16 protein-coding genes are annotated in these 15,772 nt (G+C 58.5%); 7 read left to right on the top strand and 9 right to left on the bottom strand.

Features of this window, described 5'->3' with window-relative positions; translation table 11 throughout:
- Positions 1-231: 231 nt before the first annotated feature.
- The gene (locus ROO76_04080; GenBank protein ID MDT8067324.1) at positions 232-840 is read right to left on the bottom strand and encodes an alpha/beta fold hydrolase; all 609 of its coding nucleotides are present in this window, start codon (positions 838-840) and stop codon (positions 232-234) included.
- Between the two features lie 167 nt (positions 841-1,007).
- On the opposite strand from ROO76_04080, the gene ROO76_04075 reads away from it, so the two are divergent.
- On the top strand, positions 1,008-2,003 hold the full coding sequence (locus tag ROO76_04075) for a M20/M25/M40 family metallo-hydrolase (GenBank protein MDT8067323.1): 996 nt from the start codon (positions 1,008-1,010) through the stop codon (positions 2,001-2,003).
- On the opposite strand, the gene ROO76_04070 is transcribed toward ROO76_04075, so the two are convergent.
- Positions 1,996-2,592: an FkbM family methyltransferase gene (locus ROO76_04070; GenBank protein ID MDT8067322.1), complete on the bottom strand. Its 597-nt coding sequence runs from the start codon at positions 2,590-2,592 to the stop codon at positions 1,996-1,998. The two genes, ROO76_04075 and ROO76_04070, sit on opposite strands and share 8 nt — an antisense overlap.
- A 373-nt stretch (positions 2,593-2,965) precedes the next feature.
- On the opposite strand from ROO76_04070, the gene dps reads away from it, so the two are divergent.
- From dps to ROO76_04050, 4 genes are all read left to right on the top strand, one after another.
- Complete coding sequence (gene dps / locus ROO76_04065) at positions 2,966-3,466, top strand: DNA starvation/stationary phase protection protein Dps (protein ID MDT8067321.1); 501 nt, start codon at positions 2,966-2,968, stop codon at positions 3,464-3,466.
- A 161-nt stretch (positions 3,467-3,627) separates the two neighbouring features.
- Positions 3,628-5,796: a thioredoxin domain-containing protein gene (locus ROO76_04060; protein MDT8067320.1), complete on the top strand. Its 2,169-nt coding sequence runs from the start codon at positions 3,628-3,630 to the stop codon at positions 5,794-5,796.
- Between the two features lie 159 nt (positions 5,797-5,955).
- Positions 5,956-7,578: an alpha/beta fold hydrolase gene (locus ROO76_04055; GenBank protein MDT8067319.1), complete on the top strand. Its 1,623-nt coding sequence runs from the start codon at positions 5,956-5,958 to the stop codon at positions 7,576-7,578.
- A gap of 179 nt (positions 7,579-7,757) precedes the next feature.
- The gene (locus tag ROO76_04050) at positions 7,758-8,252 is read left to right on the top strand and encodes a hypothetical protein (GenBank protein MDT8067318.1); all 495 of its coding nucleotides are present in this window, start codon (positions 7,758-7,760) and stop codon (positions 8,250-8,252) included.
- Positions 8,253-8,334: 82 nt separating this feature from the next.
- Here ROO76_04050 and ROO76_04045 read toward each other — a convergent pair whose 3' ends face one another.
- From ROO76_04045 to ROO76_04030, 4 genes are all read right to left on the bottom strand, one after another.
- Positions 8,335-8,766 carry a CBS domain-containing protein gene (locus ROO76_04045; protein ID MDT8067317.1) on the bottom strand — a complete coding sequence of 144 codons (432 nt, stop codon included), beginning with the start codon at positions 8,764-8,766 and terminating at the stop codon, positions 8,335-8,337.
- A 233-nt stretch (positions 8,767-8,999) separates the two neighbouring features.
- Positions 9,000-10,004 (bottom strand): YpdA family putative bacillithiol disulfide reductase, encoded by a 1,005-nt coding sequence (locus tag ROO76_04040; GenBank protein ID MDT8067316.1) that lies wholly within the window; start codon positions 10,002-10,004, stop codon positions 9,000-9,002.
- 39 nt (positions 10,005-10,043) lie between these two features.
- The gene (locus ROO76_04035) at positions 10,044-11,162 is read right to left on the bottom strand and encodes a hypothetical protein (protein ID MDT8067315.1); all 1,119 of its coding nucleotides are present in this window, start codon (positions 11,160-11,162) and stop codon (positions 10,044-10,046) included.
- Between the two features lie 37 nt (positions 11,163-11,199).
- Complete coding sequence (locus ROO76_04030; GenBank protein ID MDT8067314.1) at positions 11,200-11,787, bottom strand: cysteine dioxygenase family protein; 588 nt, start codon at positions 11,785-11,787, stop codon at positions 11,200-11,202.
- Between the two features lie 288 nt (positions 11,788-12,075).
- Between ROO76_04030 and fumC the strand changes: the two genes are divergently transcribed.
- Positions 12,076-13,488: a class II fumarate hydratase gene (gene fumC / locus ROO76_04025; GenBank protein ID MDT8067313.1), complete on the top strand. Its 1,413-nt coding sequence runs from the start codon at positions 12,076-12,078 to the stop codon at positions 13,486-13,488.
- 103 nt (positions 13,489-13,591) lie between these two features.
- Positions 13,592-14,140, top strand: a complete 549-nt coding sequence (locus ROO76_04020) for a dihydrofolate reductase family protein (protein ID MDT8067312.1) — start codon at positions 13,592-13,594, stop codon at positions 14,138-14,140.
- Positions 14,141-14,231: 91 nt separating this feature from the next.
- On the opposite strand, the gene ROO76_04015 is transcribed toward ROO76_04020, so the two are convergent.
- The 3 genes from ROO76_04015 to ROO76_04005 all read right to left on the bottom strand — a co-directional run.
- A complete protein-coding gene (locus tag ROO76_04015) occupies positions 14,232-14,624 on the bottom strand; it encodes a hypothetical protein (GenBank protein ID MDT8067311.1) in 393 nt (130 codons plus the stop codon).
- A gap of 185 nt (positions 14,625-14,809) precedes the next feature.
- Positions 14,810-15,445, bottom strand: coding sequence for a response regulator (locus ROO76_04010; protein ID MDT8067310.1), 636 nt, complete (start codon positions 15,443-15,445; stop codon positions 14,810-14,812).
- Positions 15,446-15,493: 48 nt separating this feature from the next.
- The coding region (locus ROO76_04005; protein MDT8067309.1) for a hypothetical protein at positions 15,494-15,772 on the bottom strand (279 nt) is incomplete at its 5' end.

The following is a 15,772-nucleotide window of genomic DNA, read 5'->3' as shown; positions in this document are numbered from 1 at the left end:
CCGTGCCATCCGAAAACCTCCAACGCTCCGACAACTTTCGTCGTTCTGAAAACTTTCATCGTTCCGAGAACTTTCGTCGTTCCGAAAGCTTTGGTCGTTTCGAGAACTTTCGTCGCTGCGAAAACTTTGGTCGTTTCGAGAACGTAGCCCCGCACGTGAGTGCGGGGGAAAATCTCTCGTCTCAGTTCCGAGTCGCGCGAATGCGCGACGCTAGATTCTCTCGCGATGTTCTCAGCCGAGCACTGTCTCCCGAACCCACCCCTCGATCGCCTGCCGATACTCCTCTAGATGCCCCGCGAAAAAATGATCGCCACCCTCAATCAACACCAATCGCTTCGGTTCGGACACCGTCCTCACCAATTCGGCCAACTCGTCCGCACTCGCAAACTGGTCATGGTCCCCGCTGATGAACAACTTCGGCTTCCCGCACTGCCGCAGGAAATTGTACTGGTAGATGCGATTCTCTGCTTGCACCGGAGTGCCAATGGAAATGATCGCCTCAACCTCCGGATCGGGACAGGCAGCCTGTAACCCGACCGCCGCTCCGAATGAAAATCCTGCGAAAACCAGCGGCAACTTGAATTCCGACTTCATGTACTCCAGCGCCGCACGAACATCCTCGACCTCGCCGACGCCATTGTCGTGTTCGCCCTCGCTCGCTCCTACGCCTCGAAAATTGAAACGCAGCACCGTAAACCCGAAGCTGTTGAGCGCCTTCATCGCATGGAACACAACCTTGTTATGCATCGTGCCGCCAAAAAGCGGGTGCGGATGCGTCACCACCGCGGCGTATTCAGCGCCCGCCACCCCAACATTGAGCACAGCTTCGAGCCGGCCCACAGGCCCGGCCAGATCGATGGATTGTATTCGCGAATGCGGAGCGTGCGTCATCAGGAAAGAATAAATGACGAATGTCGCAACGACGAAATGACGAATAAAAGTACTGAACGTTCATTCGTCATCCCGACATTCGTCATTTAGTCATTTCCCTTGCTATGCTCTTTGCCATGGACGCCATCGCCCTCGCGCGGCAACTCATCGACATCGAAAGCATCACCGGACACGAAGGCGCGGCCTCCGAATTCCTCGCCCAGCATCTCGACAAACTCGGGTATGCCGTCGAGCGCATGCCGGTTGCCGAAGGCCGCTTCAACGTCGTCGCCACTCCGCCCCGCAACCCATCCCCGCCGCTCTTCTTCTCCACCCACATCGACACCGTCCCGCCCTTTCTGCCATCACGCGAGGACGACGCCAACATCTACGGTCGCGGCTCCTGCGACGCCAAGGGCATCATCGCCGCCCAGGTCGCAGCCGCCGAACAGCTTCGCGCCGCCGGAACCGAATGCGGACTCCTCTTCGTCGTCGGCGAAGAACGCGACTCCCTCGGAGCGACCGTCGCCAACCAGCACGCGCGTGGATCCAAATTCCTCGTCAATGGCGAACCCACCGACAACCGCCTCGCTATCGCATCGAAAGGCGCGCTCCGCGTTGAAGTCACAGCGCACGGTAAGATGGCGCATTCCGCCTATCCCGAACTCGGCGACTCCGCAATCGACAAACTTCTCGATGCCCTCCAGGCCCTTCGCTCGATGGACTTCCCGCACAATCCCGACATAGGGCCCAGCACCATGAACATCGGCATCATCGAGGGAGGCCGCGCCACCAACGTCATCCCCGATTTCGCCAAAGCGCAATTGCTTTTCCGCCAGGTTGGCCCGTCAAGCGTCCTGCGCGACAAAATCCTCGCTGCCGTCGGAGATCGCGTTCAGGTCGACTTCGTCCTCGATATCCCGTACATGCGCTTCCGCACTCTCCCCGGTTTCCAGACCATGACCGCATCCTTCACCACCGACATCCCAAAGCTCACCAACTGGGGCGAACCACTCCTCCTCGGCCCCGGCTCCATCCACGTCGCCCACACCGAACGCGAATTCCTGAGCAAGAAGGAACTAACGGAAACAATAAAACTCTACGTGAGGATCGCAACAGAACTACTCAATTGATCGGCGTGCAAACGCAATGGCTAAGCTCTGGTATCTGAGAACTACTCTCGATGCCAGTCATGCCGGGGAGGAGCTGGACACGATAGTTGGCCCGGCGAAGTTCTTCCCATGCTTCCTCAATTGCTGTTGTCCCGTGCATTTCGACCAGAAGTGTCGGTTTCAACTTCGACAACGTCTCTCGCATCCCTTTTAGAACTCGCCCCTCGGCATGCTCAACATCCATCATGATGAATGCAGGCTTCAGACCAGTCCGCACGACGTAACTGTCAATCGTGCAACACGGAACCGTCACCACTCGCGCATTGGACGGAAGATATGGAAGATCTGCGAACCTTCCCTGTGTGTCGCTCAAGGCATTCGAAAACTGCGCCTCACCGTCATAGTCGGAAACGGCACACCCTTCAACGCTAACTTCTCCGGCATTGTTCAGTTCAATGTTGCGCCGAAGACGTGTGAGTGAGGGACCGTTTGGCTCAAATGCGACCACCCTGCCTTCGTTGCCGACCAACTTCCATAACCCCAGCGCAAAGTATCCGATATTTGCGCCAATATCTAAAACGGTCATACCGGGACGTACGAGTCTGGGCAAGGCCTCCTGTACCTCCGGTTCATGGGTCCCAAAAATGTACGAGCGTTCCTGGCGAGGCGACACTTCCAATTTCATCGCCGCAAGGAGCCCCATCTGAATTGTTGTCGGCCGAGGCGTTTGCGGAAGAATGGCGCCCGCAACGGAGACTCGCAACTTCTGCGGTAACACATGATACGCACCTCGCCCTACTGATAGCAGGGCGGATTTAAGTTGGGTCAGCACGAAATCTCCCCAAAAAAATTCATCGTACACGAAAACGAACAACGTCTGGCGACCGAGCTAATACCTGTCGTTGCTGAACCACATCCCGGACTTTAATAATAATTATCATCTTCTCCCCACCCTCAACCATCCATTGAGTGAGGACGAAACAATGGCTACAAAAACCGCTACTCGCACCTTTACTACCGGAGTCAACCTCTCTGAATCTGCTCGCAACCAGAGCATCGACATCCTCAACGCCCGCCTCGCCGACACCATTGACCTGAAGACTCAGGCCAAGCAGGCCCACTGGAACGTGAAGGGGCCCGAATTTTTCCAACTCCACGAACTCTTCGATACACTTGCCGGCCACTTCGACGATCAAGCCGATCTCATCGCAGAGCGCGTCACCGCCCTTGGCGGAAGCGCTCTCGGCACCGCTCGCCTTGTGGCTTCAACCTCGTCCATTCCTGAATACGATCTCGACGCCGTCGGCGGAATCGAACACGTCGTTGCTCTTTCCGAACGCCTGGCCCGCGCCGCAAACCAGTTCCGTGCAGACATCAAAAACACCGACAAACTCGGCGACCAGGGAACTTCAGACCTCTTCACCCAACTAACCCGCGAAGCCGACAAGGACCTCTGGTTCCTCGAAGCGCACTTGCAAAAATAGAAACGTCTCACCACGGAGGCGCAGAGACACAGACTTCCATTAAGTAAAGCGCTGGCTGCTCGAGTTCTTTTGCCGCTGCTTTTTTGCCAGGACTTCTCTGTGCCTCTTGTGTCTCTGTGGTGAATCGGTTCTAAGACTCTTTTCTGCCGTAAACTATTCCAATGAGTACCGCAGCGACCAACCAGCTTGCGCAGGCTTCGTCAGCTTACCTTCGTTCCGCCATGCACCAGCCCATCCGCTGGAACGAGTGGGGTGACGAAGCCTTCGCGCTCGCCAAGTCGGAGAACAAGCCCGTTCTCCTCGACATCGGCGCCGTCTGGTGTCACTGGTGCCACGTCATGGATCGCGAATCCTACGACGACCCCAAAGTCGCGGAAATCATCAACCAGAATTTCATTCCCATTAAAGTCGATCGCGACGAGCGACCCGACGTCGACTCTCGCTACCAGACCGCTGTCGCCGCCATCAGCGGCCAGGGCGGCTGGCCTCTCACCTGCTTCTTGACTCCCGAGGGCAAACCCTTCTACGGCGGAACCTATTTCCCGCCGCAGGATTCATTAGGCCGCCCGGGCTTCACCAAGATCTTAATGGCCATCGCCGAAGCCTTTCGCGAGCGCCGCAACGATGTCGAATCCGAAGCCGGCAAACTCATGGACGCTCTCGGCCACGCCGAAGGCATGCTCGGCCGCTCCGCCGACTTCTCTCCGCGCATCGTTGAGCAGATGGTTCAGTCCGCGCTCGGCCTTTTCGACCGCGACAACGGCGGCTTCGGCGCCGCCCCCAAGTTCCCTCACCCGGCCTCGCTCGATCTCCTTACCGACTGGTACGCGCGCACCGCCGAGGAACAGGTCGGCACCGTCGTCACGACGACCCTGTCGAAGATGGCCCGCGGCGGCGTTTACGACCAGCTCGCAGGAGGCTTCCACCGCTACTCCGTCGACGAGCGCTGGTGCGTCCCGCACTTCGAGAAAATGTCCTACGACAACTCGGAGTTGCTAAAGAACTACGTCCACGCCTACCAGGCCACCGGCAACAACTTCTTCGCTCACGTCGCCCGCGACATCATCCGCTGGATCGATGAATGGCTCAGCGATCGCGAGCGCGGCGGCTTCTATTCCTCGCAGGACGCCGACATCAACCTCGACGACGACGGCGATTACTTCACTTGGACGCGCGAAGAAGCCCGCGTTGTTCTCGATGATGAAGAATTCGAAATCGCCTCGCTTCACTTCGACATCAACGAGGTCGGCGAGATGCACCACAACCACGCGAAGAACGTGCTCTGGGTGCGAACCTCCGTCGAAGAAATCGCCTCCCGAAACGGCAAGCCGCGCGAAGAAATTGAAGCCATCCTCGACTCCGCGAAGCACAAGCTCTATGCCGCCCGCCTCAACCGGCCTACGCCCTACATCGATAAAACTGTTTACGTGAACTGGAACGCGCTCTGTATTTCTGCCTACCTGAAGGCCGCGACGGTTTTGGGCACTGCGGAATCCGGCATCGCCGATTCCACCATGGAGCACGCCAAGCAGTTCGCCCTGCGCTCCCTCGATCGTCTTCTCAGCGAGGGCTGGGACCGCAACAGCGGCCTGCGCCACGTAATCGCCTATTCCGACCCATCCGCCACGCCCCGCGCCGTTCCAGGCCTCTTGGACGACTACGCGTTCACCGTTTGCGCGTGCCTCGATGCCTACGAAGCCTCGTCCGACATGACGTATTTCCGCTTCGCAAAGCAGGTCGCCGACGCCATGATCGACCGCTTCCATGACCCCATCTCGGGCGGGTTCTTCGATACCGAGTCCACGCGCACAGAAGCCGTCGCGCTCGGCGCTCTTGCTGCCCGACGCAAGCCTTTCCAGGACTCCCCCACCCCAGCCGGAGATCCAGCCGCAGCTCTGTCACTCTTGCGACTTCACGCTCTCACTAATGACTCGCGCTACCACGAACTTGCCGAAGAGACGCTCGAGGTCTTCGCCGGTATCGCGGAGCAATTCGGAATCTATGCCGGAACGTATGGTCTCGCGTCCGTCTGGATGTCGCGGCCACACATCCAGGTTGTCGTCTGCGGCTCCGGCGAACTGGCTCACGATCTCTATCGCGCCGCCGTGCAGCCCTTCGCCCTGAACAAGACCGTGCTTCGCATCACCGACAACGAAGCTGCCGCCGCCTATCTTCCCCCCGCCCTCGCCGAAACCGTTCCCAATCTTCCCGGCATAAAGGAAGGCAAATCCCTCGCCGTCGTCTGCACCAATTTCACCTGCCTGCCTCCAATTGAGGACCCGGAAGAGCTGGAGCGAGTTGTGAGGGACGCAATTCGCAAGAAAATCTAAATAGAATAGTGGCACCAAAGTATTCCTTCAGCGTCTTGTGGCTTTCGCCGTTTCGTCGTTGCATTCCAGGGGCACGATGGCACGTTCGCGATGGCACGATTAGACATTTCTTGCGTTCTTCCTGCGCTCCACCCCGTATTATTAACTGCGGAGGTCTGGATGCGACGGTTCGCACTACTCTCGGTTCTAATTATCTCCATGACGGCGTTGGCACAGGACACGCCGCAAAAATTCCATTTCACAATCAAGAATGCGAACGTCACCGGCACAGACGAGTTCACCATCACGAAGACCGCAAACGGTTTCCACGTCGCCGGAACCGCGACTGTGAACTCCCCCGGTCGTCAAAGCGTCTTGACGCACTCGCAGGACCTCGACTCCTCGTGGACGCTGCAGGAATACCGGTTGACCGCGAAATTGGGCAACGATCCCCAGCACCCCAACGTCCAGGACCTCGACGTCCTCCACAAGGGGAACGCCGTCACACTGACCCTTGACTCAAACGGCCAGCTCGTTCCCAAGGAGCTCGCCTGGAAACCCAACACTATCGTTCTCGACAACTTCATTACAGCGCACTACCAGGTCCTGCTGAACGCAATTGCCGCCGCTGGTCCAACCCTGCCCGCGGAGTGGCACGTATTGGTTCCGCAGCGCATGACCGCCGTCACCGCCAAGCTTGAGGCCAAGCCTGATCCCGGCAGCGGAACCCTCAACGGGCAGCCCGTCACCACCAAGATCTACTCACTCGAGATCGGCGCCAGCCTCATCGAAATCACGGCAGATCAGAATAATCAGCTCATGCGCATGCAGGTCCCCCTGCAGCAGTTCGACGCCGTGCGCGACGGATTCGTCCCCGCCCCCGAAAAACCCAGCCCCTTCCCCGCCGCATGCATTGACTCTCCCGCTGACTTCCCCAGCGGCACCTTGAAAGTCCCCGCGACTCTCTGCACCCCGAAAGATCTCAAGCCCGGAGCGAAGTTCCCCATTGTCGTCCTCGTCCACGGGTCAGGCCCGCACGACCGCGACGAAACCATCGGCCCCAACAAGCCCTTCAAGGACATCGCCGAGGGTCTCGCCGCCGCAGGCATCGGCTCGCTGCGCTATGACAAACGAACCTTCTTCGCGCCCAAGGACATCACCACTAATTCCACCGTCGAGGACGAAGTCATTACCGACGCCGTCGCCGCCATGAACGCCGCCGCCAAGGAGCCCGGCGCTGATCCGGCTCGCGTCTATCTTCTCGGCCATTCCCTTGGTGGCATGTTGGCGCCCTACATCGCCCAACGCGCACCGGATACCCACGGTGTCATCCTGATGGCCGCCGCAGCAGTGCCCCTCGACCAGACGATCGAACGCCAACTCGCGAAACAGATGAAGGCCACCGGTGCCTCCCAGGCAGACATCGACAAACGCATCGAGCAGGTCAAACAGCAGTTCGCTCAAATTCGCGAAGGCAAACTGACCGGCTCCGTGACCGTCTTCGGCGCTCCCGCCCACTACTGGGCCGACCTCCTGCACCGCGACATACCTGCCGAGATGAAGAAGATCGATGTCCCCGTCCTCGCAATCCAGGCCGGCAAGGACATTCAGATCACCAACGAAGACTTTGACCTGATCAAAACCGCTCTGGCGGGAAAGCGTGCTGAATTCAAAGTCTTCCCCAACCTCAACCATCTCATGATGCCCGTCGAGGGCGCATCCACCGGCGCCGAGTACGGCAAACCCGGACACGTCGACCCGGAGGTCGTGAAAGCTATCACAGACTGGATTGCAGGAAACTGACCACTGTGTGCCGTGAAGGGGCACGCCTTCGGGCGTGCCGACACCGGTTCCCAATCAATGGGGCTTCAGCCTCGAGGTGCGTGTCTCGCTTTTCGATGGGACGATGATCCGATCGCCCGATCTCCCTCGTTGCTGAGTGCTGCCCCTCCCACGTAGACTGATTACTGAGGAATTCCTGATTGCCCGTTAAAAAGACACGCTCTCTTAGACGCTCCAAGAAGTCCGCAGCGAAAACGAAATCCCGAAAGCCCGCGAAACTCTCTGCTGGAACCTACACAGTCCCTCGCGGACACGTTTCGCTCGCCGTTCCGCCATTCTGGACCCTCCGCCAGACCAACGAAGACCTCGAGGTCGAAGCGCCCTCCGGCGCAACCTCCGTAATCGTCACCGCCTTCCAGCGCGATGGTCGCAGCCAGTCACTCGACGCCCGCGAATACCTTAATCATTTCCTGGAGACCGCGCCCGCCAACAGCCGCCTGCAGCGCGACCACGGCACAAAAAAGCGAGCCACTGCACGCTACAAGGACCCCGACGGCGATCATTGGGAAGTCGCCTTCGTCACCAACGGCAACACCCTTCTGCTCGCAACTTGCAGCACAAGTTTTCCGAGGACGAACAAAGAGGCAAAGACTGGTTTCCAAGTCCTGGACTCAGTGACGGTCCGCAAAAAGTGAGGAGGAGTGACGGAGGAATATCCGTGCCCCATGTCTGCCGCAGTTAGCAGACGTGGGCACGATAAACTCTTGCTGACTGCTGTTATTCCGCCCCCGCGTTCATGTACGCCCGCATCATCCGTACCTCGATCTCTTTCGCGTCGAGGTCGTGCAGCAGCAGTTCTCGCATAGACAGGAACCCGGTCAGGGTTCCGTTCTCACACACGGGCAAGTGACGGAAATTGTGCTGCTTCATCAGCACCATGCAATGTTCCACGTCGTCGTCCGGAACCACCGTCAGCGGCTCCTCTGACATTACCTCGGAGACCGGAGTCTTATTCCAATCGCGGCTCTCCAGCAGAACACGCCGCACCACGTCGCGTTCGGAAAACACACCGACCAGTTCGGAATCGCGCAGCACGGGCACGGCGCCGATATTGCGCTCCGCCATGAACGTGGCTACTTCCCGAACCGTGTTGTTGAATTGAACGGTGTAAACTTCGCGATCGCGCAGAAGTTCTCGAATGGTCGCCATCGGACCTCCCCACGAGAGAGTTTTGGGGAACCCGCGCGAACTCACCCGGTCCGCGCCACCCGCGTCAGGGCCTTCCACGGGCGTGCGCGAGAGTATAAGCGGAATGCACTCCACCAAGGAAGCCCTTTTCCTGGAAATTTTCACCTTAGTAGCGCCATCCGCACGTTCCGTGCCCCACGTCTGCCGCTCGGTGCCCCACATCTGCGCGCTTTTCTCAGATGTGGGTCTTCCCCTCACCTCGTCGGTACTTCGCTCAGCTTCTTCTTCAAATCCGCCGCAATCTGCGCCCCATGGAACCGCCCGTTCTCGATGAATATCTCCCCCGTCCGCATACCCGCGACGATGACTCCCGCCAGGTAAATCCCCGGAACATTCGATTCCAGCGTAGTCCTGTCGCACTCCGGACACTGATCCGGTTCCGTCAGCCGAATCCCCAGCGAGGTGATGAAATCGAAATCCGGCCGATACCCCGTCAGCGCGAGCACAAAATCGTTCTTCAGCCTCAACTCACCTTGCGGCGTATTCAGCACAACCTCACGCGGAAAAATCTCTTTGACCGTCGAATTGAAGTGCGCGGTGATCTCACCCGCCTTAATCCGGTTCTCGATATCCGGCTTGATCCAGTACTTCACGCTGGGCGAAATCCCCGCCCCCCGATGCACCAGCGTCACCCGCGCCCCATGCCGCCAAAGCTCCAGTGCCGCGATAGCCGCCGAGTTCTTCGCCCCAATCACCAGCACATCCGAATCAAAGTACGGATGCGGCTCCTTGTAATAATGTGTCACCTTCGGCAAAGCCTCACCCGGAATGTTCATGTAATTCGGAATGTCGTAGTACCCGGTCGACAGGATCAGTTTGCGCGCGCCGTACTCCCTCGCTTCGCCCAACCGGTCCGTCGCATGAATCCGAAAATCCCCATCCGCTCCCGTAATCCGCCTCACCGTCTGGTACTGCCTTACATCCAGCCGGTAATGCTCCGTCACCGCGCGGTAATACTCCAGAGCCTCTTGCCGCGTCGGCTTGGGATTAGGACTCGGAAACGGAATGTCTCCGATTTCCAGCAGCTCCGGCGTAGTGAAAAACGTCATGTTCGTCGGGTAGTGATACAGCGAATTGCACAGGCATCCCTTATCGATGTTGCATACCGACAGCCCCGCGCGCTTCACATCAATCGCACACGCCAGCCCTGTCGGCCCCGCACCAATGACAACCACCTCAAAGTTTTCTCGCTCAGTCATACTCTAGTGATGATATAGCAGGGGGACCGCACTGGAGACCTACGATATCCAGGGTCCCATACGCAGGCCGCTCGCCCACTTCCGATATCGCTCCGCTTCTTCGCGCAGGGCTGCTGCCTCCGTTTCAAAAGCATTCTTCGCCCGTTCCTCGCAGTCTTGCGCCATCTTTTCGAGTTCAGCAATAGTCGGGTGCGAAGGGATGAAGCGAACGTCCATGCTTCTGTTTTGTACCGACAAGTCATTCACATGGTTCCCACTCGTTCTCCGCCACCCAGTCTTCACTAACCAATCCGCCGTCACATACATCGTGAAGCACTCCAGCGCAAACGGCAGGAACCCTAAAAACCCTGGTGCCGGCATCTCAAAAATCTTGATGTTCTGAAACATCGGAAACGTGTAGTGCCACTTCGCTGCCGACCAGTAGTTCCACGACTCCCAAAGCCACCCGCAAATCCACCCCGACGCCAGCAGCGAATAAAGTCGGCTTCTTCGGCCTTCCACCAGATCACCCAGCAACGACGCCAGCTCAAGCCGTCGATTGATCGGGTCCAGCAGCAGCACGAACCCGGCCCACACCAGCCCAAACAGATACGCCCCAACCCGCGCCGGGATCACCACTGGCACCACCAGGCACGCCGCCCCAATCACAACCATCCAACTCTGCGCCGTCACCGAAAACCTCACCGGCCGTGCCGGCTTGAACCATCCAAACGACTCGACCAGGTCTGCCGCCTCAAATATCCCCGGCGTGATCGTCGCAAACGACCACCCATACCCCAGTAGCGCCGCCGCCTCGTTCTTCGGCAGCCCAACATAGGTCCAGTTCTGGAGCCGCAAGTTGTACGCTTCGAAAATAAGCCACAGCGGAATCGAAAGCAGCGCCGTCAGCAGGAAACGTCCCGGCGCATCGTGCAGCCGCGACCTCCCGCTGATCGCAAGCACCGCCGCATCAACGATCAGCAGATCCGCCGTCCACGCAATCGGCGTAAAGTACACCGCCACCACCCACACGCCCCGAAACAAAAGAACGTAGGCCGCCGCCAGCAGCCCGACACCCAGCCACCCGTACAGCGGAAATTTGTGTTGTTTGTGAAGAAAGAACGCGATAACCACTGTCAGAACGGTTACCGCTGCGATTGCGATGCCCAGGGCGGTCATTTGTTCCGCGCAAAGCGCCTCTATAAACTATAACGAATTACCTCTCCACCTTCACTCCCTTCACCGACGTGTAGTGCAGTGGAATATCCCCACACGTTTTCTTTTCCAGCGAGTACACCTCGCACGAATCGAACGGATGCGAGTACAAATGCAGGCTCACCGCGCGCTCCCCGAACTCGCGCGGATTGTAGACAGCGTGCACAGGTTTCGCCGGATCCACCGCGCACGGCACATGCGGGTTGATCTCCACCAGGTCCGTCGGCTCGATCTCGCAACAGTGCGCCTTCAGATCCTTCGAGATCACACGATAATTCTGCACCATCAGTCTCCCGATCGGCGCCGCCATGTAGCAGTTCTGGTCTCGATGGTTGTGGATCGCGCTCACCTGCCCGATCTCCCAGCAGATCGCCATTAACTCAAACGCCCCGGTCTTTTCGATCAGGTTCCGCGTATAGTGTTGCCGGTCCCAGAACAAATACGGCGCGAGTGTCTCCGGATCGACCGGGTTCTCCGTCAGCAATCTGCGCACGCTCTCAATGTCTCTGAACGCACTCTCCGGCAGCCCCCGCAATCGCTCAACCAGTTCCGAAATCGGAACTCTGCGCGAAACAGCCGTCTCACTCATACGCACCCCACGGATCGGTAATCCCACACTAATCCTCGACCGAATGCAAGTGGAATTCGCCACCACGGATGTCGTCATTCCGAGCGAAGGTCGCGAATTGCTTCTCACGTGCCGAAGTTGGCGCGCTCCCGACCGCAGTCGAGGAACCTGCATTCCGACCCATCTGCTCAGGGCCCGTTGCCCCATATCTGTGCACCGTTCGCAGATGTGGGTTCTATTTCGTTTTCTGGAATCCCTTTTCCCCCACGTCTATAATTCTCTGTTCATATCCTCTTGCAGGAGCTCTTCATGTCTACCGTTTCCGCCGATCCTACCGTCCGAACCCGTACCGAATCCGATAGCATGGGAACCATCGAAGTTCCCGATCACGTTTACTGGGGCGCGCAGACGCAGCGCTCGCTGCACCATTTCGCCATCGGCCGCGACACCATGCCGCCCGAACTCATCCATGCCTTCGGCACCCTCAAAAAAGCGTGCGCGCTCGTGAACCAGGATCTCGGCAAGCTCCCCGCCGACAAGGCCAAACTCATCACCCAGGCCGCCGACGAAGTCATCTCCGGCAAACTTGACGACCAGTTCCCTCTGCGCATCTGGCAAACCGGCAGCGGCACGCAGACCAACATGAACGTGAATGAGGTCATCTCCAACCGCGCCATCGAAATCGCCGGCGGCAAGCGCGGTTCCAAGAACCCCGTTCACCCCAACGATCACGTCAACATGTCGCAGTCCTCGAACGACACCTTCCCGACGGCCATGCACATCGCCGCCGCCCAGCGCGTCAAGAACACGCTGATCCCCGCGCTGAAAGTCGTTCGAGACGCCATCGCCGCCAAATCGAAAGAGTTCGACTCCGTAGTAAAGATCGGCCGCACCCACCTTCAAGACGCCGTGCCCCTCACCGTCGGCCAGGAATTCTCCGGCTGGGCCAGCCAGATCGACCGCGACATCCGCCGCCTCGAGCAGGTACTCGAAGGCCTCTACGAACTCGCCATCGGCGGCACCGCCGTCGGCACCGGTCTCAACACGCATCCCGAATTCGCCGAGCGCGCGGCGAAGAAGATTGCCGAGCTCACCGGACTTCCCTTCCGCTCGCACCCCAACAAGTTCGCCGCCCTCGCCTCGCACGACGAACTCGTGTTCGCCCAGGGCGCCCTTGAAACCGTCGCCGCCACCATGATGAAGATCGCCAACGACATTCGCTGGCTTGCCTCCGGCCCGCGCTGCGGCCTCGGCGAACTCGTCATCCCCGAGAACGAGCCCGGCTCATCCATCATGCCCGGCAAAGTCAACCCCACCCAGTCCGAAGCCATGACCATGGTCGCCGCTCAGGTCCACGGCGCCACTGCCGCCGTCGGCTTCGCCGGCTCGCAGGGCAACTTCGAACTCAACGTCTTCAAGCCGGTCATCATCTACAACTTCCTGCACTCGGTCACGCTTCTCTCCGACGCCTGCAAGGGCTTCGTCGAATTCATGGTCAGCGGCATCGAACTCAACCGCGAGAAGATCGACTGGTACGTGAAGAACTCGCTCATGCTCGTCACCGCGCTCGCGCCCAAAATCGGCTACGACAAAGCCGCCAAGGTCGCCCACACCGCCCACGTTGAACACTCCTCGCTTCGCGAAGCCGCCCTCAAACTTGGCTTCCTCTCCGGCGAAGAGTTCGACGCCCTCGTAAAACCCGAAACCATGACACACCCGTAATTGCTCTGAACAAAACCCGGTGCCCCACATCTGCCGCAGTTAGCAGATGTGGGTCTTTCCGCCTCTGCTTTCGCATCCCACCCATCCGCGATACTCTTTCCCGATGCGACCTCTTCGCTATTCCATCAACGTCACCTTGGACGGCTGCTGCGACCATCGAGCAATCATCCCCGACGAGGACTTGCATCGTCACGCGGCCGAGATCCTTAACCAGGCCGATGCCCTACTCTTTGGCCGGGTGATTTACGAAATGATGGAGGCGGCGTGGCGACCGCCCCTGCCGGCGGGCACGCGGCCTGAGTGGATGGAACCCTTCGCCCGCACCATCGACGCCGCAAAGAAGTACGTCGTGTCGAGCACCCTCAAGCGAGTCGATTGGAACGCGGAACTCCTGCGCGGAGATCTGGCGACCGCCGTTCAGCAACTCAAGCAGCAGCCGGGTAAGGGACTGCTCGTCGGAGGCGTGAAGCTCCCGCTGGCGTTGGCGGAGCTGGGACTGATCGATGAGTACGAGTTCGTGGTGCACCCCAGGCTGGCCGGCCACGGGCCGACCTTGTTCGCCGGGCTATCGAAACCTATCGACTTGCGACTCGTAGGTCGCCTGGAGCTCGCCTCCGGCGCGGTGGCCATGCGCTATGAGCCGAGAAGGTAGCCGTTTGGCCTTGTTAGCCCGGTTCATCCACATCTCTTCCCGATTGTTGTGGCAGGAGAAACTATTGTCCGCTAATTCAGTCGTCGACTGCTCAATACCAATTCCAACTGATCTGATCTGGTGTCCGCTTTTCGCTTCGCGTCAGGGATGTCTCAACCAGGAACGCCATCCCCGCGAGCAGAAGTCCGGTGAAGGTGACCAGAAACACTCCCACAAACACCACGACGGTCAAAACCGTAGGCGCGTTGACCAGAAACAGAACTGCGGCCAATCGTGCTAAAACACCCGCAAGGAAAACCGCTGCCACTGCGAACGTAAGCTGTTTCAGGATTCTCACGCCCAAATCGTAGCGCCGCTTCTCCTGCTGCGCGAGTGAACTGATGGCTTGCAGCGTTACGAAAGACCTTGAGCAAACAGTAACGCCCTGTACTGCTGGAAGGGGGTACTCTGGATAGGGGGTGACATGGGACGTCCCGTCAACCATATCGCCAATGACGATCCGAGAAAGCAGCCCCGCACGTGAGTGCGGGGAAAACTGCGCCGGTTCTCACCAGAGTCGCGCAAATGCGCGACGCCACAAGGGACCCCATCTCGGAAGCCCTCCAGAAACTCTCGATAGGTTACGGTACTTCACAAAAACTTTGTCGAGAAGATGGGGCGAGGTGAAATTCAGCTTCCGGTTCGTTCCCTTGATGGAAGAATCTTCTTTTTCTGTTCGAGCACTTTGAGAATGCTTGCATCCACCAGATAACGAATTGTCGCACCGCAGGCGACACATTCCGTTTGCTTCAATTCTTCGGTAACAACGCTGTCGGGAATCGATGACGAACGCAGGCACTCCGGGCACGTTACCACGACGTAATCGGCGTCCATCTTGGGAATCCACAGCGGTGCTTTGTCGGCTTTCCCGAGGTTTGGCCGTATGGGAGAATCCGCAATCAATTCCTTCATTTTGGCCAGGAGCTGCTCTGGCGTATAGCCGCCCTTTTGAAAGAAATGGTCGACCAGCAAACCAAGCGGCATGTTGGCGAGAATGTATTCGCCGCTGATGGCAATCGTGGGGATGTGAGGAAACCGTCGACGAACGATTGAAAGTAGTTCAAATCCGGACATGCCCGGCATTCTCAAGTCGGCAAGGATGATGTCGGGCAAGACTTCCCTGAGGATCTGCAGGGCGACGAACCCGTCCTCCGCAGTACGAACTGAAAACCCAAAACTGCGCACGACGGCGGCAGTGGTTTCCAGCACGAGAGGGTCGTCTTCAACAATCAACGCTCGGCACTTGAAAGCCCGGCTGGGGTCCATGTTATTGCCTCCGGCGAACTGATGTTACTCCCTTTCGGGAAGGCCATGTCAGTTGTCGATAACAGACCGTGCCTGTTGAAAAAGTCCTTTTTCGTCCCAGATGTCGAAAATCAACCCCAATTTTGGTGACCAGAAATGTCTCGAAAATCGAGAAAGTCGTTTATAGGCATCCTGACGCGATGGGCTTTTGGGTCCTCCCGACCGAAATGAGTTTTTCAACAGGCACAGACCCTTCTCGAAATCTGTCCAGCAACTCTGGATTTTTTCCGATAAGGTGAGTGATTTCTCGTCAGCAATCACGAACTGGTAGTCGCTCCGAGAAAGTAG

The sequence above is a fragment of the Terriglobia bacterium genome (genome assembly GCA_032252755.1).
In the GTDB taxonomy this organism is placed as follows: domain Bacteria; phylum Acidobacteriota; class Terriglobia; order Terriglobales; family Acidobacteriaceae; genus JAVUPY01.
The sequence above is the reverse complement of the archived record's forward strand: the minus strand, read 5'-3'. Positions and strand labels throughout refer to the sequence as shown.